This window comes from Nitrosovibrio sp. Nv6, from assembly GCF_900110495.1.
GTDB lineage: Bacteria > Pseudomonadota > Gammaproteobacteria > Burkholderiales > Nitrosomonadaceae > Nitrosospira.
Genome location: NZ_FODX01000004.1, coordinates 123,930 through 149,509, shown reverse-complemented (window position 1 = coordinate 149,509; position 25,580 = coordinate 123,930). Strand labels below are relative to the sequence as shown.

Below are 25,580 nucleotides of genomic sequence, written 5' to 3'. Positions count from 1 at the left end.
CCGATATTCGCCCTATCCACCTCATCCCTTCTAGCAAAGAAGCTCGGCGGCGAGAACAATAATTTCCACCTACAGTCATCCTGTGAAATTGGTCATGGGAATGCGGCCGAGTGGCGAGAGGTGAATTCCGCGCAAGAGATTATCTTCCTACGCTTTTTATGCCAAGACATGCCGAGACCATTTTCGCTTTACGCTGTGGCAGCGGCGAGTCTATGATGCCACCATCCGGCAAACGTCTCGGTGCGATACATAACGTCAATCGAAGAATTGGAACCAATGGACACGGCAACGCACATGATTTCGAAGCTTCGTGACAAGGGTCCTGACACTGCGGGGACAGAGGCTCTGGCGGCACAGGCGGCTGACGCAGGGCTAGTGTATGTTTGCGATACCGAGCCTGGAATTAGGAGGTTGCGTTCGGGCCGAGGATTTCGCTACATGGGGCCGGATAAAAAGGCCGTGACCGATAGGTCCGAGCTTGAACGTATCGCCCGGCTGGCCATCCCACCCGCTTATACGGATGTCTGGATTTGCCTTCACGCGCGCGGCCACTTGCAGGCTACCGGATTTGATGCCCGCAAGCGCAAGCAGTACCGCTACCATCCTGACTGGCATATGGTGCGGGAGGACATCAAATTTGATCGAATGGTGGAATTCGGAGAAGGCCTCCCCGGGCTTCGCCAGTGTCTGCAGCGTGACCTGAGAAAAAGGGGTTTGCCGCGGGAAAAGGTCGTTGCGGCTATTGTGTGCCTGCTTGACACCACACGCGTGCGAATTGGCAACCTGTCCTATGCGCGCGACAACCATAGCTTCGGGCTTACCACGTTACGCAGGCGGCACCTTGCCTTCAGCAACGACCAGCGCGTGCTACTGAGATTCCAGGGCAAGAGCGGCGTTGAGCATGAGGTCAGGATTGATGATAGACGCATCGTGAAAATCATCCGTGATTGCCAGCAGTTGAGGGGTCAGCATCTTTTTCAGTATCTGGATGATCATGGCAAGCGCCGCGCCGTAGGAGCGGAGCAGGTAAACAGGTACCTTCACGAAACCATGAATGCCGAGTTCACCGCCAAGGATTTCCGGACCTGGGGCGCAACGTTGAGAGCGTTTGAACTTATGCTGAATACGCCATTGCCGGCGTTTCCAACTAAACGCGCCCTTAGCGCCTGTGTTGTAGCTGCGACGAGAAAAGTCGCTGAAGAGCTGCGCAATACCCCTGCAGTCTGCCGGAAATCTTACATAAATCCCCTGGTGTTTTCCGCCTGGCAAAAAGGGATTCTCCACCGATGCACGCAAGAACCGGCAGCGGGAATGGGTGAGACATTGGAGTGCATGGTGCTGGCTTTTCTTCGTAAAGAAAAGGCAACGCCGGGACAGCACGTACGCGCGCTGGAAGATGGCGTCTAAAGTCCATCGATTCCATTCGGATGCTCGAATTCAAGTTGTCAAAGGGGGCAGCGTTCTACGCGGGGCAATTTTCTACGCTGAGGTTGAAGAATTCGGCGGCCTAAATCGCTCGGCTATTGCATGGCTCAGCGTTCATCGATGCAAATACAGGACGGAATATCGAAGGTTCAATGATGTTCAATCGGGTTTTCTGCCTTCTTCCGATGCATCATGAATCCCGATGAGGTCCAACCCGGCCAGCGTTTTTATATCCTGACCAATTTGCACAACTCTGCCTTCACAGACCGTCATTTTTCTTAAAAAGCTTTCTCAAAATGGCGAGGAGGCCTATCCCAGGCATCCAATTCTCGCAGTATTTCATATTTTTTTAACTACGATATTTCCCCGCTATTTCGTCGCATTTGACTGACGTTTTCTTATCCCCTTCATCTACATGGCTATTTTTAGCCACCGAAACTTTTTCGTCGTTTTATTTCAAGCTTTCGTTCTGAAATCACCTAGCATCTTTCTTGACTTTGCCATTTTTTTTAACTACAGTGGATAAAAGTGGGTAAAAGTGGGAGGAATTTTTGACGGCTTCGCTCCTGCAAAATAGAGGAGCCAATGTTTCCAAAGGGGCGCAATGTTTCGCGGTGGGACACCTATCAGTCTTGACAACAAGGGTAGACTCGCGGTGCCTGCGAAATACCGCGAGGGACTTGTTTCCCTCTGCGCGGGCCATTTGATTATTACCGCCGATCCTTCCAAGTGTCTGCTGATTTATCCCCAACCCGTGTGGGAACCCATAGAGCAAAAACTCAACAGTTTATCCAGCTTCAATCCGCAAACACGCAGTCTTCAACGTCTTCTTGTCGGCAACGCCAGCGACGTGGAGATGGACGGGTCGGGCCGCATTCTCGTGCCGCCGCCGTTGCGTCATTTTGCGGGCTTAAGCAAGGACGTGGTTCTGGTGGGGCAGGGGGCGAAATTCGAGTTGTGGGACGACGAGAAATGGAATTTGCAAATCGAGAACGCGCTGGCTTTCAAAGACGGAATTCCGGCGGAACTCGATGGTTTTTCACTGTAATGCGTGGTTGATACATACTTGCATACCACGGTCTTGCTGCAGGAGGCGGTGGATGCATTGGCAATCAAGCCGGATGGAACATACGTGGATGGTACTTTCGGCCGTGGCGGTCACAGCCGGCTCATCCTCGAACGATTGGGAAAAAACGGGAGACTGATAGCATTTGACAGGGATTTGGCAGCATTGGCAGCCGGACGGGCTTTCGGCGATGCACGTTTTTACATGATTCATAGCAGTTTTGCACGAATACAGGAGGCTTTACACCAGTTGGAAGTGGATCGCGTTGACGGGATATTGCTGGATTTAGGAGTGTCTTCGCCGCAACTTGAGGATGCGCAGCGTGGTTTCAGTTTTCGCCTGGAGGGTCCGCTCGACATGCGCATGGACACGAGCCACGGGCAGAACGCTGCGGAATGGCTTGCCTCCGCTTCAGAAGCTCACTTGGAAGAGGTAATAAGAAACTATGGCGAAGAGCGGTTTGCTAAGCAGATTGCAAGAGCGATTGGTAAGGCTAGAGCGAGACAGCCCATCGTCACCACACATCAGCTTGCCGCTATCGTGGCAGCGGCCCTGCCCTCGCGCGCGCGGGAAAGCAAACAGAACCCGGCGACGCGCACTTTTCAGGCTATCAGGATTTATGTCAATCAGGAGCTTGAGAAGTTGTCGCTGGTCCTGCCGCAATGCGTGGAAATTCTGAAGCCTGGTGGCCGACTCGTTGCTATCAGTTTTCACTCACTGGAGGACCGTATAGTGAAACGTTTCATGCGCGAATTGTCGAATCCAGACCTTCTACCGAAGGATTTGCCGCTGCGGGCAAAGGAAGTGCAGCTATTGAGCCGCCCGAAATTGCGCCTGGTGGGCAAAGCGATACGTCCCGGTGCCAGCGAGATTGCAAGCAATCCTCGGGCCAGAAGCGCAGTAATGAGGGTTGCGGAACGAGTAAATACGACATAGTCGGGATAGCAGCCATTACGGTGTCTCCGGCTTATGAGAGACTGATGTGACCAGGATAAACATGTTGTTGACGTTAATTCTCATTGCCTGCGCGCTGAGTGTTGTGACTTCACAGCACAAGGCGCGCAAGCTTTTTGTAGAGCTGGAAAAAGAGCAGGAGCTGGCGGAGCAACTGGCAGTGGAATGGGGACAATTACAGCTTGAGCAAAGTACCTGGGCGACGCATACACGCGTTGAAAAAATCGCTGCCGGACAATTGCGTATGCGCGTGCCGGACGCATCGCGCGTGCGGGTTGTTCCGTTGACAATTTCCGGCACTGCAGCGGATTCCGCGGAAGCATCGAAACAATGAAGCCCGGTCATGCGCCCCGTATCATCTTGCCCGCAGGACGCTCACGCCTGTTGGCGGCGTTATTGCTGTTGGGGTTGGCGGGATTGGCGGGGCGCGCCGCCTATCTGCAGGGAATGCACAACGGTTTTTTGCAACAGAAGGGCGAGTCGCGTTACAGCCGTGTACTCGAAATGAGCGCAAATCGCGGAATGATCACGGATCGGCGTGGCGAACCACTTGCGATCAGCACGCCGGTGGAATCGGTATGGTCGAGTCCTCAAGACATGAATGCAACACCCGAGCAATTAAGAAAACTGGCGAATCTGATCGACCTGGATATAAAGGAACTCCGCCAACGGCTTGAGGGACCTCGGCGTGGGCCGCAGGGCGGCATCCACGGCAGCCGGAAGCCTGAACCAAAGCGTGATTTTGTATACCTGAAGCGGCACTTATCGCCGGAAGTCGCCGCCCGAATAGTTGAACTCAACATGCCGGGCGTGTTTCTCAAGCGGGAATACCGTCGTTATTATCCAGCGGGGGAGTTGACAGCTCATGTCCTTGGTTTTACCGATGTGGATGACAAGGGGCAGGAGGGGATTGAGCTGGCCTGGCAGGACGAGTTGGCGGGCAAACCCGGAAGTCGCCGCGTCATCAAGGATCGAAAGGGACATATTGTCGAGGATGTGGAAAGTATCCGCGCGCCGAGGTCAGGGGAGAACATTGCGCTTTCCATAGATAGTAAAATTCAGTATCTCGCTTACCGTGAATTAAAGCAGGCAATGGAAGTCAACAAAGCCAAGGCAGGCGGGATCGTGGTACTGGATGCACAGACAGGCGAGGTGATGGCGCTCGTTAACCTCCCTGCCTACAATCCTAATAACCGGGCGAGCATGAAGGCCGGCCGAGCGCGTAACAGGGCCTTGACGGATGTATTCGAGCCGGGTTCGACACTGAAACCATTTACGATAGCCGCAGCGCTCGAGGCCGGGAGCATAACACCCGATACCGTTTTCGAAACAGCCCCCGGCACATTTTCCATAGGTAGGGCGACAATACGCGATGCGCATCAGGAGGGCCCGCTGACGGTCGCGCAAGTGATCCAGAAATCCAGTAACGTCGGCTCGGCAAAAATTGCGTTGTCATTGCCGCCGCAAACATTATGGGAAATGCTGAGCGAGGCAGGATTTGGCACGCCAACCGGTTCAGGATTTCCCGGAGAAGTCGGCGGAAAGCTCCGCCCCTACCATACCTGGCGCCCGATCGAGCAGGCAACAATGTCGTATGGTCATGGCATCGCTGTGAGTCTGCTGCAACTCGCGCGCGCCTACACGCTGTTTTCCGGACAAGGTGAATTGAAACCGGTATCGCTATTGAGGCTCGATTCGGTTCCGCCTGGAAAGCGCGTACTGTCGCCGGACACCGCTCTCGCTGTCAGCAGAATGCTGGAAATGGTGGCGCAGCCGGGCGGCACCGCACCGCAAGCCCAGATCAGCGGCTACCGGGTGGCGGGGAAGACGGGCACTGCGCACAAGCTGGAAGGTAACGGCTACGCAAAAAACCGTTATCTATCCACCTTTGTCGGCTACGCGCCGGCTTCCAACCCAAGGTTTGTCATTGCAGTCATGCTGGATGAGCCGTCGGCCGGACAATATTTTGGCGGGGCGGTTGCGGCGCCGGTATTCAGCCGGGTCATGGCTGGCGCCCTGCGTTTGCTGAATGTGCCCAATGACGCGCCCATCGGCAGCGTAATGTCGCTGACGGCAGCACCCGGGCCAAAGGATGGCAAGGGTGACGTATGAGTTCAAGACCCGCTATTCGAAATAAGTTTCCGGAAAAACCGAAGCCATACTTTAACTGTCATGCGCTTGATAATCTGGGTGTCGGGATCAGTAGTCTTGTTACGGATAGCCGCATGGTTAAGCCGGGAGATACGTTTCTTGCTTATGCGGGGGAGAAGGCCGACGCTCGCAAATTCATCCCTCAAGCCATTGCGGCAGGAGCAAACGCGGTACTTTGGGATCCTGCCGGTTTCTTATGGGACCCGGCGTGGAAAACGCCCAATTTGCCAGTACCCGAGTTGCGAGCCAGAGCGGGCATTATTGCCGATCATATATATGGCCATCCATCGCGGAAATTATGGCTCGTCGGTATTACGGGAACGAATGGCAAGACTTCCTGCAGCCATTGGATTGCACAGGCGATGACCGCGCTGGATAGGAAAACCGCAGTTATCGGCACGCTGGGGATGGGCTTTCCCGGAGAGTTGGAACTAACCGCCAATACAACGCCTGACGCGGTGCTATTGCACGGTAAAATGGCGGATTTCTTACGACGCGGCGCCCATTGTGTGGCGATGGAAGTGTCCTCGCATGGGATTGTGCAAGAGCGTATCAACGGTGCGGCTTTTGCGGTCGCCATGGTCACGAATCTGTCGCGCGATCATCTCGATTACCACGGCAGCATGGAAGCGTACGCCGCGGCAAAAGCGCGATTATTCCATTGGCCGGGGCTCAAGTATGCCGTGCTCAATCTTGATGATGCATTCGGCGTCAGCTTGCTGAACGATCTGGAAGGAACGGAAACGCAGATAATCGGGTATGGGTTTACCGAACCGCCGGCTCAGTTCCCGGATGACAAATTCAAAATGCTTCGTGGACGCAGCCTCAGGGCGAGCCCTCAGGGTCTGGAGTTTGATGTTGAATTTGAAGCTGAACATCTGGAATTTAAAACTGATGTCGTGGGACGCTTCAATGCTTCAAATCTGCTGGGCGTGCTTGCAACCCTGCTGGCCAGCGGCATCACGTTGGCCGACTCAGTGCGAGCCTTGCGCGTAGCTCAGCCTGTAGCAGGCAGAATGCAGCAGATAGGGGGCGGTGAACAGCCTTTCGTTGTGGTGGATTATGCTCATACGCCAGACGCAATGACAAAAGTATTGAACACGCTGCGAGAAATTCTTCATGCTGACCCGAGGGGTGACACAGAAGCGGAAACCCGGAGCCGAAGATTGATCTGCGTATTTGGTTGCGGAGGGGAGCGCGACCGCGGCAAGCGCCGGTTAATGGGTGAAGTTGCAACGCAACTGGCGGACGAAGTCATTATCACCAGTGACAACCCGCGGACCGAGAACCCCGATGTCATTATCAGCGAGATCGTGGCAGGCGCAAGGGCCGATTATCACATCGAGAGGGACAGGGCGGCGGCTATTCAACAGGCGATTCGTGGCGCACGGAAGGGTGACATCGTCCTGATCGCGGGACGGGGACATGAAGCGTATCAGGAAATAGACGGGAAAAAACTCCCGTTCAGCGACACCGATGTCGCCAGGGGAATACTGATGGATACAGCACCGTTACAAGCATGATGACAGTGCAGGAAGCAGCCGGTGCTCTGCGCAGCGAATGGTTTGGCCAGGACGCGCATTTTACCGGAATCAGTACCGATAGCCGGTCCGTGCAGCGCGGCGATTTATTTGTCGCTCTGAGAGGGCCCAAATTCGACGGTCACAATTTTATTGGCGAAGCGAAGGAAAAGGGCGCAGTGGCGGCAATGATTTATCGGGATGCTGGTGCCAAAACCAGGGAGCCGGGCATTCCTCTGATACTGGTGGAGAATACGCTGACGGCATTGGGTCAGCTGGCTGCCCACTGGCGGGGACGCTTCAGCATCCCGGTCATTGCGGTGACCGGCAGTAATGGCAAGACTACGGTAAAGGAAATGGTCGCATCGATCTTGCAGCGGGTGGTCGGGGCGGCGGGGCAGATAAACAGCTCTGCCAGGGTACTGGCGACGGAAGGCAACCTCAACAACGATATTGGCGTGCCGCTGATGCTTTTGAGATTGCGCGAATGGCATGACTATGCGGTGTTGGAAATGGGCATGAATCATTCCGGCGAAATCTCGTACTTGACGGCTCTGGTAAAACCAGGCGTGGCGCTGATCACCAATGCAGGGGAAGCGCATGTTGAAGGGCTGGGTTCCGTGGAAGCAGTGGCTTGCGCCAAGGGCGAGATTTTCGAGGGACTCGATCAACAAGGAATCGCCGTCATCAATGCTGATGATCGGCACGCTCCTCTGTGGCGCAAACTCGCCGGCAACAGACGGGTGGTGGATTTTGGACTCGGGGGGAAACCAACGGTCGGCGCTCGTTATCAGTCCGATTTCTTTGGCAGCAGAATGGCTCTGCTTCTGCCTGACGGGGTAGAGGACGTGGAATTGCAGGTTCCCGGTGAACATAACGTGCGAAATGCGCTGGCAGCGGCGGCAGCAGCCGTGGCAATAGGGATTGGCGCTAAAGCGATAGCGTCGGGATTAGGCGCATTTCGCGGGGTGAAGGGCCGCATGCAGCGAATACGCGGGCTGCATGACGCAACCGTGATAGACGACACGTATAACGCCAATCCGGATTCGGTAAGGGCCGCGCTGGCTGTGCTGGCAAAAGCCAAAGGTAAAAAAATACTGGTACTTGGCGACATGGGGGAACTGGGCGGCGGCGCAAGAGATTTTCACGAGCGCATCGGTATCGAAGCGCGCATCGCCGGGATTGACAAATTACTGGCGCTGGGGGAATTGAGCACACATACCGCGGAGAAATTTGGCAGCGGCGCACGGCATTTCGAGAAAATCGAGGATTTGCTGGCCGAAGTGGAAAACCTGCTGGATCCCGATGCGACGCTGCTGATAAAGGGGTCGCGCTTCATGCAGATGGAGAGGGTGGTCAAGCATATCAGACATGACTCTTGATCTTGACTCTTGACTCGGGTTCATCAATTTTAGCTATATGGAAATCATGAGCAGGCTGATCCAATTTTTGCCTTTGCGTGTTTCGAAGAATGAAGGCTTGTTCCGGCGGTTGCCATGCTGCTAGAACTTGCACAATGGCTTGCCAAGGATATACGGGTTTTCAATGTCTTTCATTACATTACATTGCGTACGGTTCTGGCTGCGCTGACCTCTCTTGCGATTTCGTTCGTAGTCGGCCCCGCCATGATACGCAAGCTCACGGCTTACAAGATCGGACAATCGGTACGCGATGACGGGCCGCAAACCCATCTAATCAAAGCGGGTACACCCACTATGGGCGGCGCGCTGATATTGGTATCCATTGCCGTTTCCACGCTACTGTGGGCGGATTTGAGCAATCGCTACGTTTGGGTGGTGCTGCTGACCACGCTGGGTTTCGGCATTATCGGCTGGGTCGATGATTACCGTAAGGTGGTATATCGCAATCCGAAGGGACTCTCTGCCAGAGCAAAACTCTTCTGGCAATCGGCAATTGCGATCCTGGTGGCGCTATATCTTTTTTTAACGGCCGAGCTGCCAGCACAGACGACCATGATTGTTCCGTTCTTCAAACAAGTGGCGATACCGCTTGGCATAACCGGGTTTGTGGCACTTGCCTATTTTGTCATAGTGGGTACCAGCAATGCGGTGAATCTGACTGACGGGCTTGATGGTCTGGCCATCATGCCGACAGTGATGATCAGCAGCGCCCTCGCCATTTTCGCCTATGTGGCGGGACATGCCGTATTCGCAAAATATCTCGGTATTCCGCATATCCCCGATGCAGGCGAACTGGCGGTCTTCTGCGGTGCACTGGCAGGTGCGGGACTCGCCTTTCTCTGGTTCAACGCTTACCCGGCCGAAGTGTTCATGGGCGATGTGGGTGCACTGGCCCTGGGCGCCGCACTCGGAATCGTGACCGTGATCGTGCGCCAGGAAGTCGTATTGGTCATCATGGGCGGCGTATTTGTGGTGGAAACCTTATCCGTGATGTTGCAGGTTGCTTCGTTCAAGCTGGTCGGCAGACGTATTTTTCGCATGGCGCCGCTGCATCATCACTACGAATTGAAGGGCTGGAAGGAAAATCAGGTAGTGGTGCGGTTCTGGATCATCACCATGATGCTGGTGCTGTTTGGATTGTCGACATTGAAGTTGAGATGAAATCCAAAGCCTTATGAACTTGCATGGAAAAATCGTATTAGTGCTTGGAGTGGGGGAGTCCGGGCTCTCCATGGCCAAATGGTTATCACGCAAGGGAGCGGACGTACGTGCGGCCGACACCCGTACGAACCCGCCCTGCCTGCATGAATTAAAACAGGCCGTGCCTCACGTCCGGATAACGGTAGGGCCATTTTCGGCTGAGACTTTTGCCGGCCTCGATCTTATCGCCATCAGTCCCGGCGTAGCGCTGGCGGAACCATTTATCCGGCAGGCGGCGGAGAAGGGTGTTCCCGTGGTGGGCGATGTGGAGCTTTTTGCTTTGGCAATCGCGCAATCCGGCATGCCAAGGCCAGCAATATTGGCCATTACAGGTTCCAACGGCAAGACGACCGTGACCGCCATGACAGGGGCAATGGTAAAGGCAGCGGGCCGGGATGTCGAGGTAGCGGGGAATATCGGCCCAGCCGTGCTGGATGCGCTCATGCGGCGGGAGGATTCAGGAAAACTGCCCCAGGCGTGGGTATTGGAGGTTTCCAGTTTTCAGTTGGAAACCACGCGAAGCCTTGGCGCCAATGCAGCAACGGTGCTGAATTTAAGCGAGGACCATTTCGACCGCTATGCGGGGATGCACGATTATGCCGCTGCCAAGGCGCGGATATTTCTCGGCGGCCCCAATGGCAGCCCTGATGGCGGCTCCAGTGGCAACACCGGTGAAGCCTTTGATCGCCGAGGCGTCCAGGTATTGAATCGTGACGATCCCATCGTTCGCGAAATGGCATTGATGGGGAGAAAGCAGATCACTTTCGGCGTGGATACGCCACAAGGCGAACGCGACTTCGGTGTATTGCGCGAAGGCGAAAATACCTGGCTGGCACAGGGAAACACCCGTCTGATGAAGACCAGTGAGCTTTGCGTCAGCGGCCTGCACAATGCGGCGAACGCGCTGGCTGCCCTGGCGCTATGCCGTGCCATCGCTCTGCCATTTGAGCCGTTATTGCAGGCATTGCGGGAATTCAAGGGTTTGCCGCATCGAATGGAGAAGGTTGCTGAATTCAGCGGCATTACCTTCTACGACGATTCGAAAGGTACCAACGTAGGGGCGACGGTCGCGGCCTTGAATGGTATGCGGCAAAGGGCGGTTTTGATAGCGGGTGGAGACGGCAAGGGACAGGACTTTTCACCTTTGACCGGACCGGTAGCGGAACACGTGCGGGCTGTGGTGCTGATCGGGCGCGACGCGGGAAAAATCGCAACCGCGATAGGTCAGTGCGGGGTGCCGCTGCATTACGCACCCACGATGGAAGACGCGGTGCAGAAAAGCTTTGGGCTGGCACAGGATGGCGATGCGGTACTGATGTCGCCCGCATGTGCAAGCTTCGACATGTTCAGGAATTATGCTCACCGCGCCGAGGCTTTTGTTGCGGCGATCAGGCAAATACAAGCCGGCAGTTGCAGACCGGCCATTGCAGACGAGATTAGACATGCTTCATAAGCATCATTAACTGATGATCTATCAGCAGGATATCGGAAACCAGAAGGCGCTGCCCCATTTTGATCAGTCCCTGATCTGGTCCGCAATACTGTTGTTGAGCCTGGGGCTGGTGATGGTTTATTCCGCTTCCATCTCGATTGCCGAGGCAGGGCGGAGCACCAACGGTTACGCAGCTTATTTTGTTGTTCGGCACGGTGTCTATTTAATGGCGGGTTTGCTGGCCGGTTTGATTGCATTCCAGGTACCGATGCAGATGTGGCAGAAGTACTCGTTCCACCTGTTTTTAATTGGCGTGTGTCTGCTGGCGCTGGTGCTGATTCCCGGAATAGGCCACGAAGTCAATGGCAGCCGACGCTGGATATCGTTGAGAGTCGCAAACTTTCAACCCTCGGAGTTCATGAAATTGTTCATGGTGATTTACGTCGCCAACTATACCGTCCGTAAAGCGGCTTATCTGGGAAGTTTTCGTAAAGGTTTTCTTCCCATGCTGGTCGTCATGCTGCTCGTGGGCGTGCTGCTATTGCTTGAGCCGGACTTCGGTTCATTCGTTGTTATCACCGCCATTGCAATGGCGATACTGTTTTTGGGAGGAATAAACCTGAAACTGTTCACCGGGTTGATCGGTTTTGTGATGGTCGGCCTATTGGCGCTGGTCTGGATTGAACCTTACCGCATGCAGCGTTTTCTCGGATTCATGGATCCATGGGAAGACCCCTACGGAAAAGGCTACCAGTTGAGCCATGCCCTGATTGCGTTCGGGCGGGGCGAATGGCTGGGTGTCGGTCTGGGCGGCAGCGTGGAAAAACTTTTTTACCTACCCGAAGCACACACTGATTTCCTGCTTGCCGTCATTGCAGAGGAACTTGGTTTCGCAGGAGTCATAACGGTTGTGGCGCTTTTTGCGTGGCTGGTGATACGCGCTTTCATCATAGGCCGTCAGGCGGCCGTACGGGAACGGCATTTTCCCGCGCTGGTGGCACAAGGTATCGGGGTATGGCTGGGCGTGCAGGCCTTTATCAACATGGGTGTGAATATGGGAGTGCTGCCGACGAAAGGATTGACGCTCCCGCTGATGAGTTTCGGTGGCAGCAGTATTGTTGCCAGCTGTATCACGCTGGCGGTGCTGTTGCGGGCGGACTGGGAGAACCGGCAACTGATGAAGGGTTATGCGGCATGAAAGCTGACGGAAATATGAACCTCAAGCCGGGATGTTAACTTGATCCATACCATTCTTATTATGGCGGGCGGAACTGGCGGGCATGTATTTCCCGGGCTGGCGGTCGCGGAATATATGAAGACTGCGGGATGGCGCGTGGTGTGGCTGGGAACCGAGGGAGGAATGGAAACAACACTCGCACCCCGGCAAGGGCATGACCTGGAAATCATCCGCTTTTCCGGTTTGCGCGGCAAGAGCGTTCGGACCTGGGTGTTGCTACCGCTGCGCCTGTTACTCGCATTCTGGCAGAGCGCGAAAGTGATACTCAGGGTGCATCCCGACGTGGTGCTGGGTATGGGCGGTTACCCGGCCTTCCCCGGCGGCATGATGGCCTCGTTGCTGGCTAAGCCATTACTGATACACGAGCAGAATTCGATTGCGGGTCTGGCCAACAGGACATTGGCGAAACTTGCTGACAAAGTGTTACTGGGTTTTCCCGAAGCGATCAAAAACGGTAAACGGATTGTGTTTTCCGGTAATCCGGTACGTCGTGAAATCACTTTGCTGGAGGCGCCGGAAAAAAGATACGCCACCCGGATCGGACCATTGAAGTTGCTGGTGGTGGGCGGCAGCCTGGGCGCTCAGGCGCTGAATACCATCGTGCCGCAGGCAATGAAGCAGATTCCGGAGAAGCTGCGTCCGTTGGTGACACATCAGGCCGGAACAAGGCATCTGGAGGCGCTGCGAAAAAATTATGCCGAGGCGGAAGTGAAAGGCGAGTTGACCACGTTCATTGACAACATGGCTGCCCAGTACGCGGATTGCGATCTGGTGATCTGCCGGGCCGGGGCGCTGACTATTGCTGAGCTTAGCGCGGCTGGTGTGGCAAGTATCCTGGTGCCTTATCCGTACGCAGTGGATGATCATCAGACATGCAATGCGAAATTTCTAAGTGAGAGGAACGCCGCGGTATTGCTACCGCAAAACGAACTGACCCCGGAACGCCTGGCGGGTTTACTGATGGAGTTCAGCCGGGAGCAACTGATGGAAATGGCAATGCGGGCACGCGAACTGGCGAAACCGGATGCGACCAGGCTGGTGGCGGAAGCGTGCATGGCGATGATAAAGCATAAAAATGGAAGCGCTGATGAATAACGTTGCCGTTCTTCAATCGTGCTGCTGCGCTTCACATTTTGCAAATTGCAGATATGAAACATAAAGTCAAACGAGTTCATTTTGTCGGAATCGGCGGTTCAGGTATGAGCGGAATCGCGGAAGTGCTGCTCAATCTCGGGTACGAGGTGAGCGGCTCGGACTTGTCCAGTACTGTCATTACCCGCCGCTTGAAGAAACTGGGGGCGACTATTCATGTTGGGCATGCGAAAAGCCATGTGGCATCGGCTGACGCCGTCGTGACCTCGACGGCGATCCAGGCAGACAACCCGGAAGTCATGGCGGCAAGGGAGGGTAATGTGCCCGTCGTCCCGCGCGCCATCATGTTGGCGGAACTGCTGCGGCTGCGCCAGGGAATCGCCATTGCGGGCACCCATGGCAAGACCACGACCACCAGCCTGATCGCCAGCATTTTGGCCGAAGCGGAAATGGACCCGACATTTGTTATCGGCGGCAGATTGGAGGCGGCCGGTTCTCATGCCAAGCTGGGCCGTGGCGAATTCATCGTGGTGGAGGCGGACGAATCCGACGCCTCGTTTCTCTATTTGCAGCCCGTGCTGGCGGTAGTGACCAATATAGATGTGGATCACATGGAGACCTACGCACACGATTTCAGCAAGCTCAAACAGGCATTCGTCGATTTTGTGCAGCACCTGCCTTTTTACGGCATGGCGGTACTGTGCGTGGACGATGCAAGCGTACGCGAAATCATGCCGGCTATTACCAAGCCCATCACCACGTACGGCTTATCGGATACCGCCCAGGTTCGTGCCGCCGATATCCGGCACTGTGAAGGACAAATGAATTTTACCGCGTTGGTGGGCGTTAACGGCAAGACCCGGAAACTCAAGATCATGCTTAATCTGCCCGGATTGCATAACGTGCAAAATGCGCTCGCGGCCATCGCCGTGTGCAATGAAGTGGGTTTGCCGGATGCGGCAATAGTCCGGGCACTGGCCGGCTTCAGGGGTGTGGACCGGCGTTTTCAGCGCTATGGCGAAATCGAATTGGCAGCAAATGAAACCGGCAGGGATGGAAAATTCACACTGATAGATGACTACGGTCATCATCCGGTGGAGATGGCGGCCACCATCGCAGCGGCTCGCGGCGCATTTCCCGAACGCAGGCTGGTACTTGCGTTTCAGCCGCATCGCTATACCCGTACGCGAGATTTGTTCGAGGATTTCGTCAAAGTGTTGTCGACCGTCGATGTGCTGCTGTTGACCGAGGTTTATCCCGCGGGAGAAGCGCCGCTGATTGCAGCCGACAGTAAGGCGCTGGCGCGTGCGTTGAGAGTGCTGGGCAAGATCGAGCCAATTTTTGTCGAGGCTGTGGACGAACTCCCAGCCGCCATCCATGGCGTGGCGCAAGCCAACGACGTAGTACTGATAATGGGTGCGGGATCGGTGGGCGGGGTGGCGCCCAGTCTTTCCAAAGGAATTGAAGGTTGAGTATATAGGCCTTGCAATCAAGGACGAGTAAAAACTGCCGATTTCGTTGCAGAGAATGGTTGTTCAACAGGATTCACGAATGGATATGTCGGAAATTGCGCTAACCCATGGCTTGGATGCCCTCCGGGGCGAAACATACGTGAATCAGCCAATGCAAAAATACACATCCTGGCGCGCAGGCGGAGCGGCCGAGCGCGTCTATCTGCCGGCCGGTTTGGCTGATCTTGCCGGATTTCTGCGCAGATTGCCAGAGGATGAACCGGTGCATGTAGTGGGACTGGGCAGTAATCTGCTGGTGCGCGATGGAGGCGTGCGCGGCACGGTGGTGATATTGCATGCAAGGCTTAACGACCTGCTGCTGGCGCACCAGGATAAATGTGAAGGCGGCGTGCTGATCCGCGCTGGAGCCGGCGTGGCTTGCGCGAAGGTGGCGCGATTCGCCGCAATGCACGGTATGGCCGGGGCAGAGTTTTTAGCGGGTATCCCCGGAACGGTCGGGGGTGCGCTGGCAATGAATGCGGGGTGCTACGGTGTCGAAACCTGGGAAATTGTCGAGCGGGTGCAGACGCTCGACCGTGCAGGGCAACTGCGTGAACGTGGGATCGGCGATTACGAGATTGGCTACCGGCATGTGAAATTGAAGGCTGACGGAGTTAACCCTGCCCAGGAGAAGAAAACCGGAAATTTCCCGGATGAGGAATGGTTTGTAGGCGGGTATTTCAAATTGAAGAGTGGCGATGAGGCGGAGTCGCGTCAAAAGATCAAGGATCTGCTTGCTCGCCGTATCAACAGCCAGCCTTTGAATCTGCCAAATGCCGGGTCCGTGTTCCGCAATCCACCGGGAGATTCGGCAGCGCGACTGATCGAATCGTGCGGACTGAAGGGCTTGCGGATTGGCGGCGCGATGGTTTCGCCCAAGCATGCAAATTTTATCGTCAATATCGGCGCCGCCACCGCTGGAGACATCGAAGCGGTGATCATGGCGGTACGTAAGACAGTGAAAAAACAAACCGGAGTTGAATTGCAGCCGGAAGTGCGAATTATCGGCGTCGCCCGGGAACCGGATCAGGGATGATCAATATTGTGAAAAACCACGATTTTGGCAAAGTCGCAATTCTCCTGGGGGGGCGCTCCGCCGAGCGCGAGATTTCACTCAAAAGCGGCAAAGCCGTGCTTGACGCGCTACGGCGCGGTGGGGTTGACGCCCATCCATTCGATCCATCCGAGCAACCCATGGAGGCGCTGCTGCAGCAGGGATTCAATCGGGCTCATATTGCCCTGCATGGGCGCTACGGGGAAGACGGTACCGTGCAAGGGGCATTGGAACTGATGGAATTGCCTTATACGGGCAGCGGCGTACTGGCAAGCGCGCTTGCAATGGATAAATGGCGCACAAAATTGCTCTGGCAGGCGACAGGAATCAATACACCGCGCTCGGTTCTGCTCGATGAGCAGAGTGATTTTGACGGAGTGGCGGAAGAGCTTGGCCTGCCGCTGATTGTCAAACCGTCGCGAGAAGGGTCGACCATCGGCTTGAGCAAGATAACCAACGCAAGGGAATTGCCTGCAGCATGGCGGCTGGCGGCCAAACACGACGCGATGGTACTGGCGGAACAATATATCGAGGGAATGGAAGTTACCGTCGCCATTCTCGGCGAAACGGCGCTGCCTTTGGTACGGATTCAGACCGAGAGCGGTTTGTACGACTACGAAGCTAAATATGTTTCCGACAACACGCGTTATTTCTGTCCCAGTGGCCTGTCCGCCGTGCAAGAACAAGCGATACAGGCGCAAGCATTGCAGGCACACAAGGTTTTAGGTTGCGAGGGATGGGGAAGGGTGGACGCGATACTGGATAAATCCGGGAAGCCCTATTTTCTTGAGACCAACACATCACCCGGCATGACGAATCACAGCCTGGTACCAATGGCGGCAAGTGCTGCGGGAATCTCATTCGACGAACTGGTATTGCGGATCCTGGAACTGGCCCATGTGGGATAACCACCAGACGCTGGACCTCCTGTCAAGCTGCCTGTTTGTGCTGGCTGTGCTGACAACCGGGTACCTCATCAGCCAGTGGGCGATTAATCTGCCGGTTTTTCCGTTACAGGAAATGACTGTCCGCGGTAGCGGCGACGGGGGCCGCCTGAGGCATGTGACGCGTGAACAGATCGACGGGGTGGTGCGCAGCGAAATGATGGGAAATTTTCTTACAGTTGACCTGGAAACGACCCGTAAAGCATTCAGCAAGTTGCCCTGGGTTCGGGCGGCCAGCGTCCGGCGTGTCTGGCCGAAGGGGTTGGATGTGACGCTTGAGGAACATGTGGCCCTGGCGCGCTGGGGCAGCGACGCGCTCGTGAGCACCCGGGGGGAAATTTTCAGCGCTGCCTCCAATGGGAAATTACCGGTATTTGAAGGTCCCAGGGAAAATTCAGGCGAAATGGTCAGGAAGTATGTTGCGTTCAGCAAATTGCTGCGCCGGTTGCAACAGAACATTGAGCAGATAAACCTTTCTCCGCGTGGCGCCTGGCGAATCCGTCTGGAAAACGGTGCCGTGCTGGAACTTGGACGCGAACAGATGGAACCGCGGTTGGCGCGCTACGTACTGGTGCATGACCAAAATGCTGCGCAATTGAATCAGCGATTGAGTTATGTGGATTTGCGTTATCCCGACGGTTTCGCTGCGCGCTAAACGAAGCGATGCGGGCAGGCATAACAGGATGCGTTTTGAAAAAATATCGCGGGATCAAGGGCTGGTAAGGGTAGATGAATAGAAGTAGCGAAACCAAAAATCTGATTGTGGGCCTCGATATCGGCACATCAAAAATTGTTGCCATTGTGGCGGAGGTGAAGCCCGAAGGCGGATATGAAGTGATCGGCATGGGCAGCAATCCTTCGCGCGGTCTGAAGAAAGGCGTGGTCGTCAATATCGAGACAACGGTCAGCGCGATCCAGCGGGCGCTGGAAGAAGCGGAGTTGATGGCCGACTGCAAGATTCGCGAGGTTTACACCGGTATTGCCGGTAGCCATATCAAAAGTTTCAATTCGCACGGAATGGTTGCAATCAAGGATAAGGAAGTGTCCCGGCTGGATGTGGAGCGAGTAATGGAAACCGCCAAGGCAGTGAACATCCTGAACGATCAACAGGTTCTCCATGTCCTCAACCAGGAATTCATCATCGACGGTCAGGAGGACGTGCGCGAGCCCATCGGCATGAGCGGTATACGGCTTGAAGTCAAAGTGCACATCGTTACAGGCGCCGTATCTGCGGCGCAGAATATCATGAAGTGCGTGCGCCGCTGCGGGCTCGAAGTACGCGACCTGGTGTTGCAACCGCTGGCTTCGGCAATGGCGGTGTTATCTGATGACGAAAAAGATCTGGGGGTGTGCCTGGTGGATATTGGCGGCGGCACGACCGACATCGCGGTATTCACCCATGGCGCTATCCGGCACACCGCAGTGATTCCGATTGCGGGGGACCAGGTTACCAACGATATCGCCATGGCGCTCCGTACCCCTACCAAGGATGCCGAAGACATCAAATGCCGGTACGGTTGCGCGCTGCGTGGGATGGCCGATCCGCACGAAATGGTGGAAGTGGCCGGCGTGGGCGATCGGGGAACACGGCAGCTTTCAAGACAAACGCTGGCTGAGGTAATCGAACCGCGCGTGGAGGAGCTTTACTCCCTGGTGCAGGCTGAGCTGCGCCGCAGCGGTTTCGAGGAATTGCTGTCATCCGGCATCGTCATTACCGGCGGCAGCAGTTCCCTGCCAGGAATGGTGGAACTCGGCGAAGAGATATTCCACATGCCCGTAAGGCTGGGTCTACCGCACTATCGCGGCAGCCTCGAAGAAGTTGTGGTCACCCCGCGATGCGCTACAGGCATCGGTTTGATTCTGGCCGGCATGGAGCAGCTTCAACGGCAACAGCATACCAGATTGCAGGGAAATTCGTTCAAGCGGATTTTGGAAAGGATGAAAAGCTGGTTTCAGGTCAACTTTTGAGCTTGATGTTCAAGTGTTCCGGGAGTGACGGAATGCTGCTTTTCGGCAACGTGCGGGATGGCGGCAACGTTCAGAAGCGGAAGATCGTAACAGAATAACTGCTTGGTTGTTTCAATTCATAAAGGAGAAGCGCTATGTTCGAAATCATGGACACACAAACACAGGAAGCCGTTATCAAGGTCATTGGCGTGGGCGGTTGCGGCGGTAACGCCGTGGATCACATGATCCTGAACGGGGTGCAAGGTGTTGAATTCATTTGCGCCAACACGGATGCACAAGCCTTGAAGCGCAATCAGGCGCGTACTCTGCTGCAAATGGGCTCGGCCATCACAAAGGGATTGGGTGCGGGCGCCGATCCTGAAGTCGGGCGCAATTCGGCACTGGAGGATCGGGACCGGATTGCCGAAATGATCGAAGGCGCAGATATGTTGTTTATCACCGCCGGGATGGGCGGCGGTACCGGAACAGGCGCCGCACCGGTGGTAGCGCAGGTAGCCAAGGAAATGGGTATTCTTACCGTCGCGGTCGTCACCAAGCCCTTTTCTTTCGAAGGCAGGCGTCTTAAGGCGGCTCAGGCGGGAATGGAGGCGTTGTCGCAATATGTCGATTCGTTGATCGTGATTCCAAACGACAAACTGATGATGGTTCTGGGCGAAGACGTCAGCATGCTGGATGCATTCAAGGCCGCCAACAACGTGTTATATGGTGCGGTTGCGGGCATCGCGGAAGTCATCAATTGCCCGGGCCTTGTCAACGTTGATTTTGCCGATGTAAAAACGGTGATGTCGGAAATGGGTATGGCAATGATGGGGTCCGCGTTTGCGTCCGGTGTGGATCGTGCGCGCGCCGCGGCGGAGCAGGCGGTCGCAAGTCCGCTGCTGGAGGATGTGAATCTCTCGGGTGCCCGAGGAATACTGGTCAACATTACCGCCAGTTCGGCAATGAAGATGCGTGAAGTTCACGAAGTGATGAGTACTATCAAGGATTTTACCGCCGAAGACGCAACGGTGATAGTCGGCACCGTGATCGACGAGGACATGGAGGAAAACCTGCGTGTCACCATGGTTGCAACGGGACTGGGCGGTGTCGTTAACCGCACGCAGTCCAAACCGCTAAGCGTTATCCATACGCGCAACGGGACCGATAATATGGCGGATGGGATTAACTGGAAGGATCTGGATGCTCCTGCAGCTATCCGCACGAACAGACGGCGGGATGCAACCGTCGAAGCCATGAAACAATCAGGCGTGGATGTGCTGGATATTCCGGCATTCCTGAGAAAACAGGCGGACTAAGCATCTACCGGAATAGATCGAATTGAAGCCTTGTGAGGCGGGTCCCTCGGAGGGTAACGCCTGATATCCAGTGGCTGGCTTAGCGGCGTTTGTCCTGTATGAAGGAATGGAGATAGCGGCTATCATCAGCGTTTCGCGGCAGGTACGCCCGTCGTTTCCTCGCGCAAACCGAAAATTTACGCCTCACCATTCTGCCTGACGTCGGCTGCCTGCTCTGTCGGCTACACTCCTTGATTCATTGTAATTCATTTGCTATTGCCATTACCCGCCCCTATATCCTGTTCCTATAGGCATTCATGGATTATCCGGATCGTGGCGATCCTTTTGAAATGCTGCCATTTGCTGTTTTTTTCAGCAGCGATTCGATAGCAGTTTTTAAAGGCGATCGGGGTAATCCCGCGGCCAGGCCATTCAGACTTTCTATGCCAACTTTGCCTATTCGCGGTTTTTTTCTGGATAGCTCATTCCCGGGAAAATTACGGTAATTCGCTTGCACAGTAATTCGAATTGCAGTAACCTCAGAGCCCATCGCCTGAAATTTTAATAATAATGAAGGCAGTGTTTGTCTTAGTTTTGCTGCAATTGCACCATTATTTGCGCAGATTGTCAGGTTTCCCTCAGAAAACGCGCCTAAAGCGCAATGTTGAGTAAGTTGAGGAGGGGCGATTCTCGTGAATACCTGTTGCATTGCAACCAACTCTTCCATATAACTGAATAAGCGTTGATGCTCCGGCGCCAGCCTCAGAGCTTCAAGGTAGAAATTGATCTTGCGCGCGGTCATGGGGGTCATGGCTGAACGATAATTAAGGGAATGAGATGAATATTATTCTAATTTCCAACAAGTTGCCAAAAGCGAAAACCCTGACTTTAACCGGCACGCATCTTGTGCTTCTGGCGGTCGGATTCTTTTTAGCTTCCATGTTAATGGCGATGGGACTGAACTATCTTTCCCTGCGCTATGCGGACAAGATTGACAGTCCCTCCCTGCGGTCGTTGATTTTAAGCGTACAGCAGGAAGAGCATGAAAAATCGCAGTCGTATTTGCGCGACAGCCTAAACGCCATGGCTGTCAGAATGGGCCAGATGCAGGCGCAACTGTTGCGCCTCGACTCGGTCGGCGCCCGTCTGGCAGAGTTATCCGGTATCAAACCCCAGGAATTTCTATTCAATCAAAATCCGGGCCAGGGAGGAACGGTGGCCACTCTGCCGTCCCAGGATATGTCGTTTGTGGAGTTTAACAATAAAATCCAGGAGTTGTCGATCATGCTGGATGATCGTGCGGACAAGCTCGGCGCATTGGATTCGTTGTTGATGCAGGACAGGCTCAAGAAAAAGATGCTTCCGTCCGTGATGCCCGTCAATACGAGGTGGTACTCCTCCGGTTTCGGTGTGCGCATCGATCCTTTTTCCGGAAAGCGCGTTTTTCACGAGGGGGTTGATTTCACCGCCACAACGGGAACGCCTATTGTGGCCGCGGCGGGAGGAGTGGTAGTGTATTCCGATTTTCATCCCGAATATGGTAATATGATTGACGTCGATCATGGCAATGATTTCGTCAGTCGCTATGCTCATGCTTCCAAGCGCCTGGTTAAACTGGGCCAAATCGTGGTGCGGGGAGAGAAGATTGCAGAAGTGGGCAGCACTGGCCGTTCTACCGGTCCGCATCTGCATTTCGAAGTGAGGCACAGGGGCTCGCCGCAAAATCCATCCCGGTTCCTGAAGATGCCAGGTTGAGCCGGATTTTAATACACTGCGGCGGGGGTGAGGCGAAAAACCTCACCCCTTATTTTTTGGACGGTCGCTTAATATAGAATTGTCGGGATTTCATGCTGAACAATCTGCTCAAGAAAGTCTTCGGAAGCCGTAACGACAGGCTAATCAAACAGTATTTCCAGGCTGTCGGGGCCATCAATGCGCTAGAGGCAAAGATTACGCCGCTTACCGACGCCGATCTACGCGCCAAAACCGAAGAGTTCAAACAACGCATTGCCGATGGAGCTACGCTTGATGCGTTGCTGCCCGAGGCGTTTGCGGTAGTACGCGAAGCCGGCAAGCGCACGCTGGGTATGCGCCATTTCGATGTGCAAATGATCGGCGGCATGGTACTGCACAGCGGCAAGATTGCTGAAATGCGAACTGGCGAAGGTAAAACGTTGATGGCGACGTTGCCCGCATATCTCAACGCACTGGTCGGGAAGGGCGTTCACCTCGTCACCGTGAATGACTATCTGGCAAAACGAGATGCGGAGTGGATGGGGCGTATTTATCAATTCCTCGGTATCAGCGTGGGAGTGATCCTTTCACAGATGGACCACGGCGAGAAGCAGGCCGCTTATGGTGCCGACATAACCTATGGCACCAATAACGAATACGGTTTCGACTACCTGCGCGACAACATGGTTAATCATCCCGCCGAGCGGGTGCAGCGCGCGCTCAACTATGCCATCGTTGACGAAGTGGACTCCATTCTGATTGACGAGGCGCGTACGCCCTTGATTATCTCCGGGCAGGCCGAAGGAAACACCGAGGTTTACGTGCGCATGAATGCGCTGATTCCGAAACTGGTCCGTCAGGAAACAGAGAAAAGTCCGGGCGATTTCAGCGTGGACGAAAAAGCTCAGCAGGTGCTGTTGAGTGAGGCAGGTTTCGAACATGCGGAAAAATTGCTTGTCGAGAGCGGTTTGCTTCCTTCCGGAACAAGCCTTTACGATCCCGCCAATATCAACCTCGTCCATCATCTCTACGCTGGCTTGCGTGCTCACGCATTATTTCTCCGCGACCAGCACTATGTGGTACAGAACGGCGAAGTGGTCATAGTCGACGAATTTACGGGGCGGCTCATGTCGGGCAGACGCTGGTCCGAAGGGCTGCATCAGGCGGTGGAGGCGAAGGAGGGCGTTCCGATCCAGAAAGAGAACCAGACACTCGCTTCGATCACTTTCCAGAACTATTTTCGGATGTATGAAAAACTGGCTGGGATGACGGGGACGGCCGATACCGAGGCTTACGAGTTTCAGCAAATTTACGGGCTGGAAACGGTGATCATCCCAACCCATCGCCCCATGATCCGTATTGATCGAATGGATCAGGTCTTTCGAACCATGGGTGAAAAGAACCGCGCCATCATCGAGGATATCAAAGACTGTTACCAGAGGGGACAGCCTGTTCTGGTCGGAACAACTTCTATTGAGAACAACGAGTTGCTGTCAGAGTTGCTGACTCGGGAGAAGTTGTCGCACCAGGTGCTGAATGCCAAGCAGCACGCAAGTGAAGCGGAGATCGTCGCCCAGGCTGGACGTCCAAAGATGATTACCATTGCAACCAATATGGCAGGGCGGGGTACCGACATCGTGCTGGGCGGAAATCCGGAACCTGAGCTTGAGCGCATTCGTTCTGACGAAAGCCTGAGCGAGTCGGCCCAAACTGAGCGTATTGCGGAATTGCAGGAGCAGTGGAAGCTGCTGCACGACGAGGTGCTGAAACACGGGGGGTTACATATTATCGGCACGGAGCGGCATGAATCCCGCCGGGTGGACAATCAGCTGCGCGGACGATCCGGCCGCCAGGGCGATCCTGGTTCCAGCCGTTTCTATCTCTCACTGGAAGATCCGCTTTTGCGCATCTTCGCATCCGATCGCGTAGCGGGCATCATGCAGAAGCTCAACATGCCGGAGGGGGAGGCTATTGAGCACCCGTGGGTTACCCGCGCCATTGAAAACGCTCAGCGCAAGGTCGAAGCCCGCAACTTTGACATACGTAAGCAATTGCTGGAATACGATGATGTCGCCAACGATCAGCGCAAGGTGATTTATCAGCAACGTACTGAGCTTCTTGAGTCCCAGGATATTTCAGAGACGATCACCGCAATGCGCGACGACGTTCTCGGCAGTCTTGTTGGCCTCTACATTCCGGCGCAGAGTGTCGAGGAGCAATGGGATATACCGGGACTTGAGAAGGCCTTGGCTGCCGAATATCAGCTGTCATTGCCACTACAGGAGTGGCTGGAGAAGGAGCCCGATTTACACGAGGAAAGCCTGCATCAGCGGATTACCGCGGTTGCGCGTGAACATTACTCGGAAAAGGTCGATCAGGTCGGCGTGAATGTCATGCATCAGTACGAGCGCGCGGTCATGCTGCAAAGCCTCGATACCCACTGGCGCGAGCACCTGGCGGCGCTGGATCATCTGCGGCAGGGTATCCATTTGCGCGGGTACGCACAGAAGAATCCAAAACAGGAGTACAAGCGAGAGGCTTTTGAATTGTTCACCTCCATGCTCGAGGAGATCAAGGCGGAGGTCACCAGAACAGTCCTGACCGTGCAGATAAGGAGTCAGCAACAGGTGGAAGAGGTGGCGGAAACACAGCGCCCGCCTGTCAATGTGCAGTATCATCATGCGGCTTTCGAAGAGGTACTGGGCGAAGAGGAACACCCGGAAGACAGCGAAATGGCCGAAGAAACCCGGGATCGTCAATCGAAGCATCAACCGTTTGTGCGTCAGGGCGAGAAGATCGGACGCAACGATCCATGCCCCTGCGGTTCAGGGAAAAAGTATAAGCAATGTCATGGCAAGCTCAGCTAGACAGGTTTCATATCCACATCGGATTGAGATATTTTCCGGCAATTGACGAGATGCCCCGGCCTCATGATTTGTTTTTGCACAAAGAGCGAAGAAAGGGAGACTTCCACGGCTATTGACTTTTGCAGCCGCCGACTACAGGGTTATTTCGGCAAGCAACTGAATCGCTGTGTTAACGAGCGAATCGAACATCTTTTCCTGTTTGGGCCATCCCTTGTTGAATGTCATTGGCAACTTTCGCAGGGCTCAGGCACTCCAAGAGATTTTCCTGCAACAACTCCAGGGAGGTGAAGATGAGTAAGCTAGAGCGCAATATCGATGGCTTGGACAAAATCACGGAGGGTAATGGACCTGGCCCCAGATTGATGGGCGCCAACTGGCCCATAGGAATGAATATCTACAATCCCAAAGGCGAAAAGCTCGGCAATATCAAGGAGATCATGCTGGACGTCGACAACGGTAGCGTTGCCTATGCAGTGTTGTCCTTCGGAGGATTTCTCGGCATCGCCGACAAACTTTTCGCTGTGCCGTGGAACGCGTTGACGCTGAAGCTGGAAACTCTGGATAAACGTTTCATACTCGATGCAGAGAAGGAACGTCTGGAATCGGCACCGGGGTTCGACAAGGACAATTGGCCGGATATGGCCGACCAGTCCTGGATCGACCAGATTCATTCCTACTATGAGGCCAGGCATTATATAAACAACAGGAGCGATTGATTTACCTTCTTGCT

Annotated in this window: 21 protein-coding genes; 20 read left to right on the top strand and 1 reads right to left on the bottom strand. The window is 54.9% G+C overall.

What is annotated here, in order from left to right; translation table 11 throughout:
* Positions 1-294: 294 nt before the first annotated feature.
* The 17 genes from BMX66_RS10585 to ftsZ all read left to right on the top strand — a co-directional run bounded on the left by BMX66_RS10585 (position 295) and on the right by ftsZ (position 20,270).
* Positions 295-1,407 carry a DNA topoisomerase IB gene (locus tag BMX66_RS10585; protein ID WP_090881943.1) on the top strand — a complete coding sequence of 371 codons (1,113 nt, stop codon included), beginning with the start codon at positions 295-297 and terminating at the stop codon, positions 1,405-1,407.
* A 622-nt stretch (positions 1,408-2,029) separates the two neighbouring features.
* The gene (gene mraZ, locus BMX66_RS10580) at positions 2,030-2,473 is read left to right on the top strand and encodes a division/cell wall cluster transcriptional repressor MraZ (protein WP_090881941.1); all 444 of its coding nucleotides are present in this window, start codon (positions 2,030-2,032) and stop codon (positions 2,471-2,473) included.
* A gap of 18 nt (positions 2,474-2,491) precedes the next feature.
* The gene (gene rsmH / locus BMX66_RS10575; protein ID WP_090882085.1) at positions 2,492-3,427 is read left to right on the top strand and encodes a 16S rRNA (cytosine(1402)-N(4))-methyltransferase RsmH; all 936 of its coding nucleotides are present in this window, start codon (positions 2,492-2,494) and stop codon (positions 3,425-3,427) included.
* A gap of 46 nt (positions 3,428-3,473) precedes the next feature.
* Positions 3,474-3,779, top strand: coding sequence for a cell division protein FtsL (ftsL, locus tag BMX66_RS10570; RefSeq protein ID WP_090881939.1), 306 nt, complete (start codon positions 3,474-3,476; stop codon positions 3,777-3,779).
* A complete protein-coding gene (locus tag BMX66_RS10565) occupies positions 3,776-5,557 on the top strand; it encodes a peptidoglycan D,D-transpeptidase FtsI family protein (RefSeq protein WP_090881937.1) in 1,782 nt (593 codons plus the stop codon). Before ftsL ends, BMX66_RS10565 begins: the two co-directional genes overlap by 4 nt.
* Positions 5,554-7,119, top strand: a complete 1,566-nt coding sequence (locus tag BMX66_RS10560) for a UDP-N-acetylmuramoyl-L-alanyl-D-glutamate--2,6-diaminopimelate ligase (RefSeq protein ID WP_090881935.1) — start codon at positions 5,554-5,556, stop codon at positions 7,117-7,119. Before BMX66_RS10565 ends, BMX66_RS10560 begins: the two co-directional genes overlap by 4 nt.
* Positions 7,116-8,498 carry a UDP-N-acetylmuramoyl-tripeptide--D-alanyl-D-alanine ligase gene (gene murF / locus BMX66_RS10555; RefSeq protein WP_177168778.1) on the top strand — a complete coding sequence of 461 codons (1,383 nt, stop codon included), beginning with the start codon at positions 7,116-7,118 and terminating at the stop codon, positions 8,496-8,498. The genes BMX66_RS10560 and murF overlap by 4 nt, the downstream gene beginning before the upstream one ends.
* A 114-nt stretch (positions 8,499-8,612) precedes the next feature.
* Positions 8,613-9,698, top strand: a complete 1,086-nt coding sequence (gene mraY / locus BMX66_RS10550) for a phospho-N-acetylmuramoyl-pentapeptide-transferase (protein WP_090881933.1) — start codon at positions 8,613-8,615, stop codon at positions 9,696-9,698.
* Positions 9,699-9,711: 13 nt separating this feature from the next.
* On the top strand, positions 9,712-11,190 hold the full coding sequence (murD, locus tag BMX66_RS10545; RefSeq protein WP_090881931.1) for a UDP-N-acetylmuramoyl-L-alanine--D-glutamate ligase: 1,479 nt from the start codon (positions 9,712-9,714) through the stop codon (positions 11,188-11,190).
* 13 nt (positions 11,191-11,203) lie between these two features.
* On the top strand, positions 11,204-12,367 hold the full coding sequence (gene ftsW, locus BMX66_RS10540; protein ID WP_090881929.1) for a putative lipid II flippase FtsW: 1,164 nt from the start codon (positions 11,204-11,206) through the stop codon (positions 12,365-12,367).
* 42 nt (positions 12,368-12,409) lie between these two features.
* On the top strand, positions 12,410-13,501 hold the full coding sequence (gene murG, locus BMX66_RS10535) for an undecaprenyldiphospho-muramoylpentapeptide beta-N-acetylglucosaminyltransferase (RefSeq protein WP_369826982.1): 1,092 nt from the start codon (positions 12,410-12,412) through the stop codon (positions 13,499-13,501).
* 53 nt (positions 13,502-13,554) lie between these two features.
* A complete protein-coding gene (gene murC / locus BMX66_RS10530; RefSeq protein WP_090882079.1) occupies positions 13,555-14,970 on the top strand; it encodes a UDP-N-acetylmuramate--L-alanine ligase in 1,416 nt (471 codons plus the stop codon).
* Positions 14,971-15,049: 79 nt separating this feature from the next.
* Positions 15,050-16,045: a UDP-N-acetylmuramate dehydrogenase gene (gene murB, locus BMX66_RS10525; RefSeq protein WP_090881927.1), complete on the top strand. Its 996-nt coding sequence runs from the start codon at positions 15,050-15,052 to the stop codon at positions 16,043-16,045.
* A complete protein-coding gene (locus tag BMX66_RS10520; RefSeq protein ID WP_090881925.1) occupies positions 16,042-16,971 on the top strand; it encodes a D-alanine--D-alanine ligase in 930 nt (309 codons plus the stop codon). The genes murB and BMX66_RS10520 overlap by 4 nt, the downstream gene beginning before the upstream one ends.
* The gene (locus tag BMX66_RS10515) at positions 16,961-17,662 is read left to right on the top strand and encodes a cell division protein FtsQ/DivIB (RefSeq protein WP_090881923.1); all 702 of its coding nucleotides are present in this window, start codon (positions 16,961-16,963) and stop codon (positions 17,660-17,662) included. The genes BMX66_RS10520 and BMX66_RS10515 overlap by 11 nt, the downstream gene beginning before the upstream one ends.
* 74 nt (positions 17,663-17,736) lie before the next feature.
* Positions 17,737-18,975, top strand: coding sequence for a cell division protein FtsA (gene ftsA / locus BMX66_RS10510; protein WP_090881921.1), 1,239 nt, complete (start codon positions 17,737-17,739; stop codon positions 18,973-18,975).
* Positions 18,976-19,109: 134 nt separating this feature from the next.
* Entirely contained in the window at positions 19,110-20,270 is a 1,161-nt protein-coding gene (ftsZ, locus tag BMX66_RS10505) for a cell division protein FtsZ (RefSeq protein WP_090881919.1), read from the top strand.
* Positions 20,271-20,571: 301 nt separating this feature from the next.
* Here ftsZ and BMX66_RS10500 read toward each other — a convergent pair whose 3' ends face one another.
* Entirely contained in the window at positions 20,572-21,051 is a 480-nt protein-coding gene (locus tag BMX66_RS10500; RefSeq protein ID WP_090881917.1) for a DciA family protein, read from the bottom strand.
* Positions 21,052-21,086: 35 nt separating this feature from the next.
* Between BMX66_RS10500 and BMX66_RS10495 the strand changes: the two genes are divergently transcribed.
* The 3 genes from BMX66_RS10495 (at position 21,087) to BMX66_RS10485 (ending at position 25,566) form a co-directional block, all read left to right on the top strand.
* Positions 21,087-22,004 (top strand): M23 family metallopeptidase, encoded by a 918-nt coding sequence (locus tag BMX66_RS10495; protein ID WP_090881915.1) that lies wholly within the window; start codon positions 21,087-21,089, stop codon positions 22,002-22,004.
* A gap of 92 nt (positions 22,005-22,096) precedes the next feature.
* Entirely contained in the window at positions 22,097-24,850 is a 2,754-nt protein-coding gene (gene secA / locus BMX66_RS10490; protein WP_090881913.1) for a preprotein translocase subunit SecA, read from the top strand.
* A gap of 290 nt (positions 24,851-25,140) precedes the next feature.
* The gene (locus BMX66_RS10485) at positions 25,141-25,566 is read left to right on the top strand and encodes a PRC-barrel domain-containing protein (protein ID WP_090881911.1); all 426 of its coding nucleotides are present in this window, start codon (positions 25,141-25,143) and stop codon (positions 25,564-25,566) included.
* The last annotated feature ends 14 nt before the right edge of the window (positions 25,567-25,580 follow it).

Excerpts from the sequence above, each read along its gene's own strand:
- BMX66_RS10585 (WP_090881943.1), top strand. The coding sequence starts at position 295 with ATGATTTCGAAGCTTCGTGACAAGGGTCCTGACACTGCGGGGACAGAG.
- murD (WP_090881931.1), top strand. The coding sequence starts at position 9,712 with ATGAACTTGCATGGAAAAATCGTATTAGTGCTTGGAGTGGGGGAGTCC.
- ftsA (WP_090881921.1), top strand. The coding sequence starts at position 17,737 with ATGAATAGAAGTAGCGAAACCAAAAATCTGATTGTGGGCCTCGATATC.
- mraY (WP_090881933.1), top strand. The coding sequence starts at position 8,613 with ATGCTGCTAGAACTTGCACAATGGCTTGCCAAGGATATACGGGTTTTC.
- BMX66_RS10495 (WP_090881915.1), top strand. The coding sequence starts at position 21,087 with ATGAATATTATTCTAATTTCCAACAAGTTGCCAAAAGCGAAAACCCTG.
- BMX66_RS10485 (WP_090881911.1), top strand. The coding sequence starts at position 25,141 with ATGAGTAAGCTAGAGCGCAATATCGATGGCTTGGACAAAATCACGGAG.
- BMX66_RS10565 (WP_090881937.1), top strand. The coding sequence starts at position 3,776 with ATGAAGCCCGGTCATGCGCCCCGTATCATCTTGCCCGCAGGACGCTCA.
- ftsZ (WP_090881919.1), top strand. The coding sequence starts at position 19,110 with ATGTTCGAAATCATGGACACACAAACACAGGAAGCCGTTATCAAGGTC.
- BMX66_RS10515 (WP_090881923.1), top strand. The coding sequence starts at position 16,961 with ATGTGGGATAACCACCAGACGCTGGACCTCCTGTCAAGCTGCCTGTTT.
- murF (WP_177168778.1), top strand. The coding sequence starts at position 7,116 with ATGATGACAGTGCAGGAAGCAGCCGGTGCTCTGCGCAGCGAATGGTTT.
- murB (WP_090881927.1), top strand. The coding sequence starts at position 15,050 with ATGGATATGTCGGAAATTGCGCTAACCCATGGCTTGGATGCCCTCCGG.
- BMX66_RS10560 (WP_090881935.1), top strand. The coding sequence starts at position 5,554 with ATGAGTTCAAGACCCGCTATTCGAAATAAGTTTCCGGAAAAACCGAAG.
- secA (WP_090881913.1), top strand. The coding sequence starts at position 22,097 with ATGCTGAACAATCTGCTCAAGAAAGTCTTCGGAAGCCGTAACGACAGG.
- murC (WP_090882079.1), top strand. The coding sequence starts at position 13,555 with ATGAAACATAAAGTCAAACGAGTTCATTTTGTCGGAATCGGCGGTTCA.
- mraZ (WP_090881941.1), top strand. The coding sequence starts at position 2,030 with ATGTTTCGCGGTGGGACACCTATCAGTCTTGACAACAAGGGTAGACTC.
- BMX66_RS10500 (WP_090881917.1), bottom strand. The coding sequence starts at position 21,051 with ATGACCGCGCGCAAGATCAATTTCTACCTTGAAGCTCTGAGGCTGGCG.
- ftsW (WP_090881929.1), top strand. The coding sequence starts at position 11,204 with ATGATCTATCAGCAGGATATCGGAAACCAGAAGGCGCTGCCCCATTTT.
- BMX66_RS10520 (WP_090881925.1), top strand. The coding sequence starts at position 16,042 with ATGATCAATATTGTGAAAAACCACGATTTTGGCAAAGTCGCAATTCTC.